At 59.3% G+C, this 16,500-nt stretch carries 14 protein-coding genes; 4 read left to right on the top strand and 10 right to left on the bottom strand.

Going from position 1 to position 16,500, the window contains the following annotated elements; genetic code table 11:
* Window positions 1–57 precede the first annotated feature (57 nt).
* A complete protein-coding gene (locus MRX98_RS08560; protein ID WP_246905528.1) occupies window positions 58–2,253 on the top strand; it encodes an alpha/beta fold hydrolase in 2,196 nt (731 codons plus the stop codon).
* Here the strand turns inward: MRX98_RS08560 and MRX98_RS08555 are convergent.
* On the bottom strand, window positions 2,216–3,133 hold the full coding sequence (locus tag MRX98_RS08555) for a PHP domain-containing protein (RefSeq protein WP_246905525.1): 918 nt from the start codon (window positions 3,131–3,133) through the stop codon (window positions 2,216–2,218). The genes MRX98_RS08560 and MRX98_RS08555 overlap by 38 nt on opposite strands.
* 126 nt (window positions 3,134–3,259) lie before the next feature.
* Window positions 3,260–4,357 (bottom strand): GGDEF domain-containing protein, encoded by a 1,098-nt coding sequence (locus tag MRX98_RS08550; protein ID WP_246905522.1) that lies wholly within the window; start codon window positions 4,355–4,357, stop codon window positions 3,260–3,262.
* A 471-nt stretch (window positions 4,358–4,828) separates the two neighbouring features.
* Between MRX98_RS08550 and MRX98_RS08545 the strand changes: the two genes are divergently transcribed.
* A complete protein-coding gene (locus MRX98_RS08545; protein WP_246905510.1) occupies window positions 4,829–5,749 on the top strand; it encodes a dihydroorotate dehydrogenase in 921 nt (306 codons plus the stop codon).
* On the opposite strand, the gene MRX98_RS08540 is transcribed toward MRX98_RS08545, so the two are convergent.
* The 7 genes from MRX98_RS08540 to ilvD form a co-directional block, all read right to left on the bottom strand.
* Entirely contained in the window at window positions 5,746–6,528 is a 783-nt protein-coding gene (locus MRX98_RS08540; RefSeq protein ID WP_246905509.1) for an SIR2 family NAD-dependent protein deacylase, read from the bottom strand. The genes MRX98_RS08545 and MRX98_RS08540 overlap by 4 nt on opposite strands.
* A gap of 74 nt (window positions 6,529–6,602) precedes the next feature.
* The gene (locus tag MRX98_RS08535) at window positions 6,603–8,141 is read right to left on the bottom strand and encodes a 2-isopropylmalate synthase (protein WP_246905506.1); all 1,539 of its coding nucleotides are present in this window, start codon (window positions 8,139–8,141) and stop codon (window positions 6,603–6,605) included.
* 131 nt (window positions 8,142–8,272) lie between these two features.
* On the bottom strand, window positions 8,273–9,865 hold the full coding sequence (gene cimA / locus MRX98_RS08530) for a citramalate synthase (protein ID WP_246905504.1): 1,593 nt from the start codon (window positions 9,863–9,865) through the stop codon (window positions 8,273–8,275).
* 23 nt (window positions 9,866–9,888) lie between these two features.
* Window positions 9,889–10,944 (bottom strand): ketol-acid reductoisomerase, encoded by a 1,056-nt coding sequence (ilvC, locus tag MRX98_RS08525; RefSeq protein ID WP_246905491.1) that lies wholly within the window; start codon window positions 10,942–10,944, stop codon window positions 9,889–9,891.
* Window positions 10,945–11,003: 59 nt separating this feature from the next.
* Window positions 11,004–11,501, bottom strand: a complete 498-nt coding sequence (gene ilvN / locus MRX98_RS08520) for an acetolactate synthase small subunit (protein WP_246905488.1) — start codon at window positions 11,499–11,501, stop codon at window positions 11,004–11,006.
* Window positions 11,502–11,600: 99 nt separating this feature from the next.
* Window positions 11,601–13,286: a biosynthetic-type acetolactate synthase large subunit gene (gene ilvB, locus MRX98_RS08515; protein WP_246905485.1), complete on the bottom strand. Its 1,686-nt coding sequence runs from the start codon at window positions 13,284–13,286 to the stop codon at window positions 11,601–11,603.
* Window positions 13,287–13,365: 79 nt separating this feature from the next.
* A complete protein-coding gene (gene ilvD / locus MRX98_RS08510; RefSeq protein ID WP_246905483.1) occupies window positions 13,366–15,036 on the bottom strand; it encodes a dihydroxy-acid dehydratase in 1,671 nt (556 codons plus the stop codon).
* Here ilvD and MRX98_RS08505 point away from each other — a divergent pair.
* Both MRX98_RS08505 and MRX98_RS08500 read left to right on the top strand, forming a co-directional pair.
* On the top strand, window positions 15,013–15,570 hold the full coding sequence (locus tag MRX98_RS08505) for a hypothetical protein (RefSeq protein WP_246905480.1): 558 nt from the start codon (window positions 15,013–15,015) through the stop codon (window positions 15,568–15,570). The two genes, ilvD and MRX98_RS08505, sit on opposite strands and share 24 nt — an antisense overlap.
* Complete coding sequence (locus tag MRX98_RS08500; RefSeq protein WP_246905477.1) at window positions 15,525–16,097, top strand: YqgE/AlgH family protein; 573 nt, start codon at window positions 15,525–15,527, stop codon at window positions 16,095–16,097. The genes MRX98_RS08505 and MRX98_RS08500 overlap by 46 nt, the downstream gene beginning before the upstream one ends.
* Before the next feature lie 72 nt (window positions 16,098–16,169).
* Here MRX98_RS08500 and MRX98_RS08495 read toward each other — a convergent pair whose 3' ends face one another.
* Entirely contained in the window at window positions 16,170–16,319 is a 150-nt protein-coding gene (locus MRX98_RS08495; RefSeq protein ID WP_246905474.1) for a hypothetical protein, read from the bottom strand.
* Window positions 16,320–16,500: the final 181 nt, after the last annotated feature.

Raw genomic sequence — 16,500 nt, 5'->3', positions numbered from 1 at the left:
CCTATTTGTAGTGGGAACCGCACCTTCTGTCAACACCCTTGGGATGGCCTGCACCTTATGAATCCGATTGCCTATCGCACCACCAACCTGGTGCTGAAAACCTTCGCCAACTTGACCAAAGCCCGGGTCGTGCTGCACGACACCGACCACATTCCCGAAGGGGCCAACATCTTCGTGGTCAACCATTTCACCCGCCTGGAAACGGTGCTGATCCCCTTCTATCTGCACAATTTGCTGCAAAAACCGATTTGGTCGCTGGCATCGAAGGAGTTTTTCGTCGGCGCAATAGGCCGTTTCCTCGATGCGGTGGGCGCCGTCTCCACCAATGATCCCCACCGGGATCGCCTGATCGTCAAAACGCTGCTCACAGGCGAGGCGGATTGGATCATCTTCCCGGAAGGCCGCATGGTAAAGAACAAGAAGATCGTGGAAAAGGGCCGATTCATCGTTTCTTCCGCCACCGGCAAGCATGCACCCCACACCGGCGCGGCCAACCTTGCGCTGCGCACTGAGTTCTATCGCCAACGGTTGCTGTGGCTGACACAACAGGGCGATCCGGAAGCGCAGCGGTTGCTTTCCCTGTTCCGGATCGATGGGGTTTCCCAACTCAGCTCGCGGCAAACCCACATCGTGCCGGTCAACTTGACCTACTATCCCTTGCGGGCACGCATCAACATTCTCAACAAGTTGGCCAAACGGTTGATGGATACGGTGCCGGAGCGCTTGACCGAGGAGTTGATGACCGAAGGGGCCATGCTGCTCTCCGGGGTGGATATCGACCTTCGCTTCGGCCGGCCCATCGCCATCGATCCGTGGCTGCGTCACCGCAAGATTCTGCGCGACATTCGCCGCCCCCAATCCATCGATTTTGATGACCGCCTGTCGTGCCTCAAGCTATTGCGCAAAAACGCCCGGCTGATCATGCAGCACTATATGGGCGCCATTTACGGACTGACCACGGTCAATCATGATCACATCTTCGCCTCCTTACTCAAACACAGCCTGCATGACCGAATTCATGTGGCGGATCTGCTGCGACGCGCCTTTCTGGCCATTCAACAGGGCACGGCCGAGCCCGCCATTCACCTGCACACCAGTTTGCAGGAGAATCAGAACCATCTGTTGCTCGATGATCGCTTTCAACAACTGGCCGATTTCATCTCGGTCGCCCAAGAGACGGAGGTGGTGCAGCATGTGCCCCCCTACTTGATTCGCAACCGCCGCAAGCTCAAGACCTTTTTCGATTTCCATCGGGCCCGTATCGATAATCCGGTGGCCGTGATGGCCAATGAGGTCGAGCCGTTGAACGGTTTGCAGAAAAGGGTGTCCCGGTTGTGCCGGACGCCCCGTTTCTGGTTGCAGCGCCGGATTTTTCGCTGGTTTCTGGACAAGGGCGAGTTGGAATTCGAAACCGACTACCGCCACTATGCCATCGATGGGGAAAGCAAACCCCGCGACATCGGGCACCCCTTGTTGATTCGCGGTCGCTCCAGGCAAATGGGTATTTTGCTCTGTCATGGTTACATGGCCGCACCGGCGGAGGTGCAAACCTTGGCGGAGTATTTGGGGGCCAAGGGGTATTGGGTCCATGCGCCCCGCCTGAAGGGGCACGGAACGGCGCCGGAGGATTTGGCCCGCTGCACTTACATGGATTGGATTCGATCGGTGGAAGAGGGGTATCTGCTGATCCGCAACCGCTGCCGGCGGGTGGCGGTGGGCGGTTTTTCAACGGGGGCCGCACTGGCATTGGAACTGGCCGCCCGCATCGATGGGTTGGCCGGTGTGTTCGCCGTGGCCACCCCGTTGCGTTTGCAGTACGCGGCATCCAAGCTGGCGCCGGTGGTGGATGCCTGGAACCGCTTCATGGGAAAGATGCGCTGGGAGGAGGCGCGCAAATTGTTTGTCGAGAACCACCCGGAGAATCCTGAGATCAACTACCTGCGCAACCCCATATCCGGCGTGCGGGAGCTGGAGCGCTTGATGGATCGGGTGGAGCCTTTATTGGGCAACATCACCATTCCCGCCCTGGTGGTGCAGGCCGATGAAGATCCCGTGGTCAATCCCAAAGGATCCGAGCGCATATTTCAACGCATCGGTTCCGCGGACAAGCGCTATGTCCTTTTTCACATGAACCGGCACGGCATTCTACGCGGCGAGGGATCGTCGCGTGTGCACCACCTCATCGGCGGATTCGTCGATCAACTGCGGGACAACCTCACATCCCGAAGTGGCTCCACAGATCCTGGGTCTTGACGTGTTGGCCGACGCGGCGTTGAATTCGGCCGCACAGGGCCTTGGACTTGGCGTTGATGAAGGTGCGGCCGTATCGGATATTTTTTTCGAACAAGTCCGGGCAGTTGCCGATACTCTTGCGAATTTTGAGACCGTTGGTGGTCACTTTGTGCAGCAGCGGTATCTCCTTGCCCACCACTTGGTTGGCATGGTGGCGGACGGCATCCAGAAAGTCGTGACGGTTGGCGGCACAGTCGGCGAAACTGACCGCCCGACCCATGTGATGCAAGGCGTGGCCGTCACTGCCGCCCACCATGGCTTTGCCCAGGTTGAAACCCAGGACGGCGCATTTCAGATTCCACTTGCTCATATTGTTGGCGTTGATCACTTCTACACCGTCCACTGTTTCGAGCATTCGACCCACTTGCGCTTCGGAAAACTGCACATTGCAGATACCGGTGTACATGGCACAGTACGGGTGGGGGAAGATGATGACGCAATCGTAGCGCCGGGCCCTTTCGATGGCCTCGACCATGGTCAGCCGCAGTGAGTGCATCACGCCCTGTCCCATGTGGGGCGCCACTTCCTTCTCGTAAAAACGGCGCAGCGCCTTCGTGGTGTAAAAATAGACCAGCAGGTGGGAACCTTCGGCCACCGTCAGCTCGATGCCCGGGATAGTCAGAAGGTCGTCGTATTGTTCGATCTCCAGGGCGCCGCGGATCTCGTTGTGGTCGGTGATGGCGATGCCGATCCCCAATTTGCGGGCACGGGCCGCAATTTTGGGAATGCGGTTCAATCCGTCGGAATAGGTGGAATGGAAATGGAGGTCGACGACGGTATGGTTTTCGGCGAGCAAAGCCAAGTCCGGCTTCGCAAATTGAACACGATCATTGGAATGCATGAAATAAGGCTCCTTGATGGATTCGGCGATGGCGATAAGGTATTGGGGCGGTTACGCCTTCAGGCAGGGTGCTATCGGCCGCCCGGTGCCAAATCTGTTTGTTTCTAATCCAGATTGATGGTTTGTTCAAGATTTTTTGGCAACGACGCAATTTTTACCTTTATGCTTGGCTTGGTACAACGCCTGATCGGCGCGACCGATCAAGTCCTCGGCGGTGTCGCCATTGCGATAAGCGGTTACCCCGATGCTGACGGTGAGCGTAAGATAATTGTCGGTTTGGGTCTCGCTGGTGGCGTAGCGGACCGATGCGATGGTGTCACATATTTGTCGTGCTTTCTTCTGAGCATGACGTAGAATTGCGCCTTCCAGGATGATGGTGAACTCCTCGCCGCCGTAGCGGGCCAGCAGATCGTCGCCGCGGATGGCGTTCCGCAATTTCTGGGCCATGGCGATCAGCACCCGGTCGCCGATGATATGACCATACCGGTCATTGATCTGCTTGAAGTCATCCACATCGATCATCAATAGGCAGAAATCGCTTTCGACGATTCGGCTGCGCATGATGCGTTCGGCCAGGACATCGTCCAGGGCTTGCCGGTTGTAGATGCCGGTCAAGGGATCGGTCATGGACTTTTCCCGGGCCTTGTGCAGCTCGTTTTGCAGGGTTTGGACCTGTCCGGCCAGCAACTGGATTTGGCGCTGTTCCTGGTCCTGTTTGATGTGGACCATATCCCGCATCTGGTCCACTTCCGCCTGCAAGGCGCTTTTGAGTTTTTTGATATCGTCCAAGTCGTTGAGGGCGATCAGTTTGTCGCTTTGGTCGTAGATGCGTTCGTAAAATTCCCGGTTTTCCACGTTCAGATTGGCCATGGCACGGGTCAGCAAATCGATGATGTCCCGCAACTCCTTTTCGCGGTCTTCGAGATAGCCGCGCTGCCGGTCGATGAAGGCCAACATGCGTTCTTTCTGGTGTTCAAAATGGACCTCAAGCCGTTTGGGCTTTTCAGCGCTTTGCAGTCGTTCGTTGAGCGCCTGGAGTTCCTCCTTGAAGCGATCGGCGTGGATCTCTTTGATATCCAAGGCAAAAGCTTGCAAAAGGTGAAGCAGCACATTCACTGTCCGCAGCAGCATGGCGCTGCGCTCCTCCAGCAAGGCGCTCTGTTCGGCAGCAAGCTGGAGATCGGTGTCTTCCGTTGATCCGTTGTTTCGGCTGAACCATCCCATGGTTTTAAAAATCCGTGGTGCCTGCAACACACAATTGTGTTCGGTGCCGGTAATGGTATTTGCATCGGCCGACCGCCAACGATCCGGTATCGCCGCAGGCGACCATTGCTCTTTCGTAAGATATCGCCCCTTGAGGGAAAAACTTTATGCGTTTATCTACAACGCCCATGTTCGGACCTGCCCCCATTATAAATCGAAATCGGGATCGCTATCGGGATCGAAATCGCTTTTATTTAATTCGCAGACTGTGGCGTAGCGTCTTGTTGATTGTTTGATTTCGATCCCGATTTCGATTTCGATTTGGATGCAGTCACCCTTTTGTGGTGCGACGTGTCCGGTCACTCATGCGGGTGTTGCTTGGTTGTCTTGCATATTTTTCCGTATGCGATATAGAAGGGTGCCACGGTACGATAGGGGCGGTTCGGCGCCCTTCGGCCACCGCGCAACCGGCAACCCAAGGGGTGAACGAGCATGACAAACGTCGATCTGAGCGTCGCCATCGGCCCGCTGAAATTGCAAAACCCGGTGATGACCGCTTCGGGTACCTTCGGGTATGCCAAGGAGTTTGACGCGCTGGTGGATTTGAACCGCTTGGGCGCCATTGTGGTCAAAGGGTTGTCGTTGCTGCCGGCCAAGGGCAATCCACCGCCGCGCATCGTGGAGACCCCTTGCGGCATGCTCAATGCCATCGGCCTGGAAAATGTGGGGGTGGAGGCCTTTGTGCGGGACAAGCTGCCATTTTTACGGCGTCTGCAAACTCCTGTGCTGGCCAACATTTACGGTACCGATGTGCAGGCCTACGCCGAGTTGGCGGCGCGCCTTAGCGAGATTGAGGGCGTGGCAGGTGTGGAGGTGAACATCTCTTGTCCCAATGTGAAGGAGGGGGGGGTTGCCTTCGGTGCCGATCCGCGGACCGCGCAGCAGGTGACCGAGGCGGTGCGCGTGCGTTACAAGGGGCCGGTGGTGGTCAAACTGTCGCCCAATGTGAGCGATATCACCGTCATTGCCCGCGCCGTCGCGGACGGCGGTGCCGACGCGGTTTCCCTGATCAACACCATCACCGGCATGGCCATCGATATTAATACGCGGCGGCCGAAACTGGCCAACATCACCGGGGGCCTGTCCGGGCCGGCCATCAAACCGGTGGCCTTGCGCATGGTGTGGCAGGTGGCCCGGGCGGTCAAGCTGCCGATCATCGGTATCGGCGGTATCATGAACGCCGAGGACGCCTTGGCGTTCATCATCGCCGGTGCCGGGGCCGTCCAGATCGGCACCGGCAATTTCGTCAATCCCGGCTGCACCATGCAAATCGTCGACGGTATCGCCGATTACCTGCTGGCCCACGGCATGACCCGCGTGAGGGATCTGATCGGCACTTTGCAGGTGGATTAATCGTCCCTTCCCATTGATAATTCATCACCGTCCAGCAGACCGCCCAACACCTCGCCGATGGAACCGTTGATCACCAGGTCCGCATAGGGGTCCTGCTTGGTGGCATCCCGGTTGATGATGACCAGGCGGGCGCCGTTCTGTTTGGCCATCAAGGGAAAACCGGCGGCCGGGAAAACCACCAGCGACGATCCCAGCGCCACGAACAGATCGCAGGCCAGGGTCTCCTCTTCGGCGCGACGCATCTCCTCGACCGGCATGGCCTGGCCGAAGGAGATGGTGGCCGTTTTGATGAAACCGCCGCACCGGTCGCAATGGGGGACGGTTTCATCGGGCAGGAAGATGGCCCGTATCTGGTCCAATTCGTAGCGCTGATGACAATCCAGACAGAGGGCGTAGGTGGTGTTGCCGTGCAGCTCGATCACCCGGTCGTCGGGGATGCCCGACACCTGGTGCAGCCCGTCGATGTTCTGTGTGATGACGCTGCTCAATTTGCCTTGTCGGTACAGGTGGGCCAGTGCCAGGTGTCCCTTATTGGGCTTGGCGTCGGCAATCACCTTCTCGGTGGCGAATTTGATGTGCCACGATTCCCGCCGCATCTCTTCGGATGCCATGAAGTCTTGAAACTCGATGGGCCGGTATTTGGTCCACAAGCCGCCGGGGCTGCGAAAGTCGGGAATGCCAGATTCGGTGCTGATGCCGGCCCCGGTGAAAGCGACCATTCGACTGCTTTGGGCAATCAGTTCCCGCAGGCGCGCCAAGTTGTCTGCATGGTTCGTCATGTCCGTCACCATGATGATCTATTACGGGTAAGGGGCCGGGAAGGCGGCGTGTCCGCCTCCCCGGCCCATGGCATTTAGAGGCTTTGGGCCTTTTCAACCGGATGGGTTTTCAGGTATTCCAAACGGTTCAAGCCGTTGACGAAGGCCAAGGCGCTGGCTGTGATGATGTCCATGTCCGAACCGCGGCCCAGGGCCACAAGTCCGTTTTCTCTTAAGCGGACCGTCACTTCGCCCTGGGCATCGGTGCCGCCGGTCAGGGCGCTGATGGAGAATCGCATCAGTTCGGCCTCGGTGCCGGTGAGCTTGGCGATGGTGTTGTAGGCGGCATCGATGGGACCGTTGCCATAGCCGGCCCCCTGGACCGAACGGCCGTTGATGGCCAGTTTGACGCTGGCCATGGGCAGCACGGTGGTGCCGGCGGTGACGTGCAGGTACTCCAGCACGAAGGTCTCGTGGGTGCGCAGCACCCCTTCGGTGATGATGGCTTCCAGATCCTCATCCATCACATGCTTTTTCTTGTCGGCCAGTGCCTTGAAGCGGGTGAACACCACCTGCAGCTCTTCAGCCGACAAATCGTAACCCAGATTCTTCAGGTGGTCGCGCAATGCGTGGCGGCCCGAATGTTTGCCCAACACCAGCTTGTTGGCGCTCAGGCCGATGGTTTCCGGGCGCATGATTTCATAGGTCATGGGGTTTTTGAGCACCCCGTCCTGATGGATGCCCGCTTCGTGGGCAAAGGCGTTGGCGCCGACGATGGCCTTGTTGGGCTGGACCATGATGCCGGTGATCATGCTCACTAGACGGCTAGTGGGATGGATCTGCTCGGTCTGAATGTTGGTGGTCAGGGGCAGCAGGTTGCTGCGGGTGTGCAGGGCCATCACCACCTCCTCCAGGGAGGTGTTGCCCGCCCGTTCGCCGATGCCGTTGATGGTCACTTCGGCCTGGCGGGCGCCGACGGCCAGGGCCGCCAGGGTGTTGGCCGTGGCCAGCCCCAGGTCGTTGTGGCAGTGGACGCTGAGCACGGCCTGGTGGATGTTGGGGGTGTGCTGCATCACGTATTGGACCAGTTCGGCGAATTCACTGGGGATGGCGTAACCCACCGTGTCGGGCAGGTTGAGTGTGGTGGCACCGGCGGCGATGGCGACTTCGAAGGCGCGGCACAGAAAATCGCGATCGCTGCGCGAACCGTCTTCGGCGGAGAACTCCACGTTTTCGCACAGGGTCTTGGCGTAGCTCACGGCCTTCTTGATGTCGGCCAACACCTGGTCACGGGTCTTTTTGAGCTTGTACTCCAGATGCAGGTCCGAGGTGGCGATGAAGGTGTGGATGCGCGGTTTGACCGCATGCCGGATGGCCCCCCAGGCGGCGTCGATGTCGGGCTTGTCGGTGCGGCACAGGCCGGCCACTTCGGTGCGCTTGAGCTTGCCGGCGATCTGGGCCACGGCGTCGAAGTCCCCTTCGGAGGCGGCGGGGAATCCGGCTTCGATGATATCCACGCCCAGCTTTTCCAACTGCATGGCCAGGCGCAGCTTTTCGCCGGTGTTCATGGTCGCGCCGGGGGACTGTTCGCCGTCGCGCAGGGTGGTGTCGAAGATTTTGACGATTTCGGTCATGATGGTTTACCTCGCTCGGTTGATGGGTGATGGATGTTTCGTATCGTTCACGGTCGCCAACACGAGCAAAGCATGGGCCGCAGGGTAATCGAGTACCCTGCGGCGTATTTACCTGCCTTCTTCATGGGTGGTCATCCTTCGGTCTGTTCCTGCTGTTTGGCCAACTTGTACTGAAAGCTGTCCGCCAGGGCGTGCCAGCTGGCCTCGATGATGTCTTCGGAGACCCCGATGGTGCTCCAAATGTCGTTGTGGTCCCGGGATTCGATGAAGACCCGCACCCGGGCCGCAGTTCCTTCCCTGCCGTCGATCACCCGCACTTTGAAATCCACCAGGCGCATGGCCTCCAGTCCGGGGTAGAATTTGGCCAGGGCCTTGCGCAGGGCGTTGTCCAAGGCGCTGACCGGCCCGTCGCCTTCGGCGGCGGTGATTTCATCGTTGCCGTCCACGGCGATTTTGATGGTGGCTTGGGCCGTGCAAGGCTGGGACTGGTTCTTTTCCACGGTGACGCGGAACGATTGCAGCTCGAAAAGCGGCTTGAACTGTTCGGTGAATTTCTGCAGCAAAATCTTCATCGATCCGTCCGCCACGTCGAATTGGTATCCCTGATCCTCCAAGGTTTTGATCTCGGTGGCGATGCGCTGGCAGTCCAGGCCGTTGCACCCCAGTTCCACCCCCAACTCCTTGGCTTTGTACACCACGTTGCTTTTACCGCCCAGGTCGGACATCAGCACCCGTCGCTTGTTGCCCACCCGGGCGGGATCGATATGCTCATAGGCCCGGGGTGCTTTCATGATGGCGTTGACGTGCAGGCCGCCTTTGTGGGCGAAGGCACTGCGGCCCACGAAGGGGCGGGAGTTGAGAGGCACCAGGTTGGCCGTTTCGCTGACGAACCGGGAAAGGATTTTCAGTTGCGCCAAACGGTCGTCGGGAATGGAGGCGCGTCCCATCTTCAGGTTGAGGATGGGAATGATGGTGATCAGGTCGGCATTGCCGCACCGTTCGCCGTAGCCGTTGATGGTCCCTTGAACGATGGTCGCACCGGTGCGCACGGCCGCGATGCTGTTGGCCACCGCCAGGCCGCAATCGTTATGCGCATGGATACCCAGGCGCACCGGCAGATCCTGTGCCGCCAGGGATCGGCGGACCTGGTCGAAAACGGTTTCGATGTCGAAGGGCAGGGTGCCGCCGTTGGTGTCGCAGAGGATGACGGCGTCGGCGCCGCTGCGGGCCGCCGCCGTCACCGTCTCCAGGGCATAGGCCGCATCTTCCCGATAACCGTCGAAGAAATGTTCGGCATCGTAGATCACTTCACGCCCGTGATCTTTCATCAGGGTGATGCTGTCGCGGATCATGGCCAGGTTCTCTTCCCGGGTGTTCTCCATGATCTGCTCCACGTGCAGGGTCCAGGACTTGCCCACGATGGCCACTGCCGGGGCCCGGCTGTCGATCAAGGCTTGCAGATTGCGGTCGTCGGCAGCTTCGGTGAAAGGTTTGCGCGTACTGCCGAAGGCCGTTATGCGTGCGTTGACGAAACCTTCCCTGGCGGCCAGTTCGAAAAAGCGGGCGTCCCGGGCATTGGAGCCGGGCCACCCGCCCTCGATGTAATGGACGCCGATCTGGTCCAATCGCTTGGCGATGCTCAGCATTTCGTCGGAGGAGAAGCTGATGTTCTCCCCCTGGCTGCCGTCGCGCAAGGTGGTGTCGTAGATCAGTACCTTTTCCATGACAATTATCTCTTTTTGCCCTTCTATTTTCCTCGGTTCTCCGGACGCAGACTGCGCACGGCACGGCCGGTTCGCCACATTTCCGAATCGCCGATGACGGCCAGCTCCGCATTCAGTTTCTCGCGGTAGTCGGGGGTACTGTTGGCTTCCAGCACCCGGCGGGTCTCCGAGCCGTCGATTACGCTTTCGTACAACCGATCGAAAACCGGCACCACCGCATCCCGGAACTTGGGTGCCCAATCCAGGGCACCCCGCTGCGCCGTGGTGCTGCAGTTGGCGTACATCCAGTCCATGCCGTTTTCCGCCACCAGGCGAATCAGGCTCTGGGTCAGCTCTTCGACGGTCTCGTTGAAAGCTTCGCTGGGGCTGTGGCCGTGTTTGCGCAGCAGGTTGTACTGGGCCTCCATCACGCCGGCCAAACAGCCCATCAAAACGCCCCGCTCACCGGTCAAATCGCTGTAGACCTCTTTTTCGAAGGTGGTGGGAAAGAGGTAGCCCGAACCGATGGCGATGCCCAAGGCCAGGGTGCGCTCCCTGGCGCGGCCGGTGGCGTCCTGGAAGATGGCGAAACTGGAGTTGATGCCGCTGCCGTCCAAAAAGTTCATCCGCACATTACGTCCGGAGCCTTTGGGCGCCACCAGGATCACATCCACGTTGTCCGGCGGAATGATCTTGGTCTGGTCCTTGTAGACGATGGAGAAACCATGGGAGAAGTAAAGGGCGTCACCGGGGTTCAGACAAGCCTTGACCGCGTCCCAGGTGGCCATCTGGCCTGCATCGGAGAGCAGATATTGGATCACGGTGGCCCGCTTGGCCGCCTCTTCGATGGAGAAAAGGGTTTCGCCGGGCACGAAGCCATCGGCCACGGCCTTGTCCCAGTAAACCTTGTCCGACTCCAGTTGACCGATGATCACCTTGAAACCGTTGTCCCGCATGTTCAGCGCCTGGGCCGGGCCCTGCACGCCGTACCCCAGCACGGCAATGGTTTCGTCGGCCAACACCTGCCGCGCTTTTTCCAGGGTGAACTCTTCCGAGGTGATCACCTCTTCCACAACTCCGCCAAAATCGATCTGTGCCATGGTGTTAATCTCTCCTTTAGTGAATTGCCATGCGAAGGTTCGCACAACTTGTTGAACGGTTAAATGCCCCGTTTGGGTTCCCGGTAAAGGGCGACGGTGCCGGTGCGGGCGATTTTCTTGATGCCCATGGGTTTGAGCAGCCCGATCAGGGCAGTCATCTTGTCCGCGTCGCCGCTTGCTTCGATGATGTAGTAATTGGATGCCACATCGATGATCTTGGCCCGGAACAGATTGACCAGGCGCAAGATTTCGTCCCGATTCTCCGCTCGGGCGTGAACGCAGATCAACGCCATTTCGCGCCGTACCGCCCGGTCATCGGACATTTCGCGCAGTTTGACCACATTGATCAGTTTGCGCAACTGCTTTTCAATCTGTTCCAACAGCAGCGGGTTGGCCTGGGTGACGATGGTGATCCGCGACACCTTGGGATCCATGGTTTCCGCCACGCACAGGCTGTCGATGTTGAATCCCCGGCCGCTGAACAGGCCCACCACCCGGGACAAGACGCCCGGCTCGTTATCCACCAGCATGGTCAATGTATGTTTTTCGGATTTCATAGGTCCCTGTCTTCTTCCAAGGCTTAGGCCGGCAACTCACTTTACAACTTGTGCTTGAAGCCGACCCGATTAGGGAACTCGCTTTACTGGTTCCCGGTGTTACACCAACAGCATGTCCGTTATGGGCTTGCCCGCCGGCACCATGGGGTAGACGCACTCTTCGTTGTCCACCAGGAACTCCATGATCACCGGTCCGGCGGTGGCCAGCCCTTTGGCCAGCACCGTTTCCACCTCGTCCGGATGTACCGCTCGCAAGCCGGCGGCACCGTAGGCCTCGGCCAGTTTGACGAAGTCGGGTCCTTGCTCCAGGAGCGTTTGGGAGTAGCGTTTGTCGTAGAACAACTGCTGCCACTGGCGCACCATGCCCAGGCAGCGATTGTTGAGGATCACCACCTTGACCGGCAGGCCGTATTGTACGGCGGTGGCCATCTCCTGGATGTTCATCTGGATGCTTCCGTCACCGGCGATGTCCACCACCACGGCCTCGGGAAAGGCCACCTGGGCGCCGATGGCCGCCGGCAAGCCGAATCCCATTGTGCCCAGGCCACCGGAGGTGATCCATTGCCGGGGACGCTTGAAGTGATAGAATTGGGCGGCCCACATTTGGTTCTGGCCGACTTCGGTGGCGACGATGGCATCGCCGCGGGTCAATTCAAAGAGCTTTTCCACAACGTACTGGGGCTTGATCACGTCCTGCTGGCGGTAGGACAGACGATGCTCCTTGCGCCAGGTGTCGATCTGTTCCAGCCACGTCGCATGCTTTTCGCTGTCACGCCCCAGACCCTGCTCTTCCACCACCTGGTTGATTTCCGTCAGGCTGTGTTTGCAATCGCCCACCACCGGAACGGCCACGGCAATGTTTTTGCGGATGGAGGTGGGGTCGATGTCAATGTGCACGATTTTGGCGTTGCAGGCGAAGCAGTCGGTTTTGCCGGTCACCCGGTCGTCGAATCGCACCCCCACGGCGATCAACAGGTCGCAGTGGGAGATGGCCATGTTGGCGCGGTAAGTGCCGTGCATGCCCAACATGCCGAGCCACAAGGGATCGGTTCCCGGAAAGCCGCCCAGCCCCATCAGGGAAGTGGTGACCGGGATTTGCAGGGTGCGGGCCAGGGTGGTCAGCTCGGCGGAAGCATCGGACAAGATCACGCCGCCGCCGGCAAAGACCACCGGTCGCTTGGCGTTGCGAATCAACGCCACTGCCTTGTGGATTTGTTTGATGTTGGGCGCATAGGTGGGGTTGTAGGACTTGATGCTCACCGGACCGACGGGTGCATAGTCGGTAACGGCTTGTCCGACGTTCTTGGGGATGTCCACCAGGACCGGTCCCGGTCGTCCGCTGCGGGCGATGTGAAAGGCCTCTTTCAGGATGCGCGCCAGGTCTTCCACTCGGCTGACCAAGTAGTTGTGCTTGGTGCAGGGGCGGGTAATGCCCACGATGTCCACTTCCTGGAAAGCATCGTTGCCGATCAGTTGGGTCGGCACTTGGCCGGTGATGACCACCAGGGGGATGGAATCGAGGTAGGCGGTGGCGATGCCGGTAACCGTGTTGGTGGCCCCCGGTCCGGAGGTGACCAGGCAGACCCCCACCTTGCCCGTTGCCCTGGCGTAGCCGTCGGCTGCATGCACGGCGCCCTGTTCGTGACGCACCAGTAGATGTCTCAAATCGCTGCGCATCAACGCATCATAAAGGTCGATGACCGCGCCTCCGGGGAACCCGAAAAGAGTGTCCACACCCTCTTCTTTCAGGATCTCCATCAAGATTTCCGCGCCTGTCTTTTTCATTGTGCTGTTTCCATTCCTTGATCGTTTCGACAACGGTGGGTTCGACGCCGCCTCGAGCGGCGCCCTTTACCCTGCATGCCTATTCGAAAACGGCGCCTCCGGCGGCTGAGCCGACGGCGCCGGCGTAGCGCGCCAGATACCCTTTTGTCACCCGCGGTGCGGGTGGTTGCCAGGTCTTGCGGCGGGTTTCCAGTTGCTGTTCATCCACCTCCAGGGAGATCGCCTTGGCCGGTATGTCGATGGTGATGATGTCGCCCTCCTGGACCAGGGCGATCGGTCCGCCTTGCGCGGCTTCGGGCGAAATGTGGCCGATGGCGGCGCCGCGGGTGCCGCCGGAGAAGCGTCCGTCGGTGAGCAGCGCTACTTGGCCGTCCAGTTGCATGCCGGCAATGGCCGATGTGGGGGTGAGCATTTCACGCATGCCGGGTCCGCCCTTGGGGCCCTCATAGCGCACCACCACCACGTCGCCCGCCTGGATGCGGCCGCCGAGAATGGCCGCCGTGGCTTCCTCTTCCGATTCGAATACGCGGGCCGGGCCCTTGTGGCGCATCATCTCAGGTCGAACGGCCGTCTGTTTGACCACGCAGCCGTCGGGGGCCAGGTTGCCGCGCAGCACCGCCAGTCCGCCGGTGGCATGATAGGGGTTGTCCAAGGATCGGATCACTTCCGGGTCGGCATCCCTTGCGGCGGCAATGTTCTCGCCCACGGTGCACCCGGTGGCGGTGATGCAGGTTTCATCGATCCGTCCGGCGGCGGCCAGCAATTTGAGCACCGCCTGAATACCGCCGGCACGATCCAAATCTTCGATATGGTGAATGCCGCCGGGGCTCAAGGAGCAGAGGTGTGGCGTCTGGCCGCTGATGGTGTTGATTTGGTCCAGCTCGAAGGGCACGCCTGCCTCCCGGGCGATGGCGGCCAGGTGAAGCACCGTGTTGGTCGAACAGCCCAAAGCCATGTCCACCGCCAGGGCATTGCCGAAGGCCTCGGGGGTCATGATGCGGCTCGGGGTGATATTCTTTTCCCACAAGGAGAGGATTTGCATGCCGGCCTGTTTGGCTAGGCGGGTGCGGGCCGCCATCACCGCCGGAATGGTGCCGTTGCCGGGCAGTCCCATGCCGATGGCTTCGGTCAGGCAGTTCATGGAGTTGGCGGTGAACATGCCCGCGCAGGAGCCGCAGGTGGGGCAGGCGGCATCCTCGATGGCGGCGAGCTCGCCTTCGTTCATGCGGCCTGCCTTGACCGCCCCGACGGCTTCGAACACCGTGATCAGGTCGATCTTGCCGGCCCCCGCATTCCGGGGATCGCGGCCGGCCAGCATGGGGCCGCCGCTGACGAAAATGGTCGGCAGGTCCAGGCGGGCCGCCGCCATCAACATGCCCGGAACGATCTTGTCACAATTGGGGATCATCACCAAGGCGTCCAGGCTGTGCGCCTTGGCCATGATTTCCACCGAATCGGCGATCAGCTCCCGGCTGGCCAGCGAGTATTTCATGCCTTCGTGATTCATGGCGATACCGTCGCAGACACCGATGATGCCGAATTCCACCGGTGTGCCGCCGGCCATGTAAATCCCTGCCTTGACCGCCTCGGCCAGGGTATTCAAATGGACATGGCCGGGGATGACGGTGTTGGCCGAATTGGCGATGCCGATCAGGGGACGCCGAATCTCATGGTCCGTGTATCCGCAAGCCTTGAGCAGTGCGCGGTGGGGCGCGCGTTCCACACCTTGTTTTACCTGTTCGCTTTTCATTGTTATCATCTCCTCCAAAAAGAAAACCGTTACCGGCCATTCGGGGCGGGTAACGGTTTGTTTGTTGCACCGGGGATTTTGCTTACACCATTACCGCCCCTTTGGCCCGGCGCCGCCAATGACACCGAGTACGAGAATAATAAGGTTGATAAGGATGATTCGGGCAATATGGCGTTTCATTTCGGCAATCCTAAGCGAGTTATCGGCTGTTTAGCAACAGGCGTCCCGCAGTGTCAAGAATTTTCTTCACAAAAACAGGTGCAAGTCAAAATCTTGCCGGACACGCTTTCGGCCAGGATCACAAACGTCCATCCGAATGAATTTCCATCATATTATTTTCAGGCTTCGATCGTCGACATGCCGCAGGCAATTCACCCTGCGCGACGCCGGATTTGTTGGGGCGCGGTTTTTATGATAGGGATTCATTTGGCTTTGTCGAACAAACGAATGCCGAATCCATCGGCCGTCAACCATCGAGGGTGCCGCACATGGAACAACTTTTTCCTTCCACATCATTGCAGGGATACCTGCTGATGGCCATGCCCACGCTGATGGACCCCAATTTCAGGCAGTCCGTGACGTGCATTGCCGCCCATACGGATGAAGGTGCCGTGGGTGTGGTAATCAATCAAATTTATGAGGGGGTCGAAGGGCGCATGATTTTCGACGAGCTGGAGATACCGAACAGCCCGGCGGCAGCGTCCCTGGCCATCCATGTCGGCGGGCCGGTGCACACCAATGAACTCTTCGTACTGCATGGACCACCCCTGGATTGGCCCGACAGTTTGCGCATCGGCGATACGCTGGCTTTGAGCAATTCACGCGCCATACTTGAAGCCATCGCCCGCGGCGAGGGGCCTGAGGACTTTCTGATCACCCTGGGTTGCGCCGGATGGGGGCCGGGGCAGTTGGAATGGGAGATGAGCCAAAACGCCTGGCTGGTCACCCCGGGCAGTCGCGACATTATTTTCGACATTCCGCCGCCGGAGCGTTGGCAAAGGGCTATCGAAAAGCTGGGAATCGATCCCCATGCCTTGTCCGGCACGGCCGGCCATGCCTGAACAGACCTGCCAACAAAAAGGGGGCGTCCACGACGCCCCCTTTTTTATACAATGCATGGCATCCGTGCCGAATCACGCTTCGCTCTTTTCAGGGCTCTGTTTCGGCTTTTTCTTTTTCAGGCAATCCTTGTCTTTGCGAACAAAGGCACACAACTTGGGGTTGTAGTACTCTTTGCAATTCAAGGGATTGTAGAGCGGGCACTCCGGATGCTTTTCAGACATGGATCGTGGTTCCCCTTTAATATGGACTGCGTGCGGCACCGCCGACTTTAACTCCAATACCACAAAATCATTGGATTTACAATCCCGCATCATTTTGGCGGGATCCGGTGGGGATCAATGGTGATGGTAGGTTTTGACAATTCGGACCAAGCGTTGCTATATCCAACCTTCGGCCCGAAAG

The organism is Desulfatitalea alkaliphila (genome assembly GCF_022968795.1).
GTDB lineage: Bacteria > Desulfobacterota > Desulfobacteria > Desulfobacterales > Desulfosarcinaceae > Desulfatitalea > Desulfatitalea alkaliphila.
The sequence above is the reverse complement of the archived record's forward strand: the minus strand, read 5'-3'. Positions and strand labels throughout refer to the sequence as shown.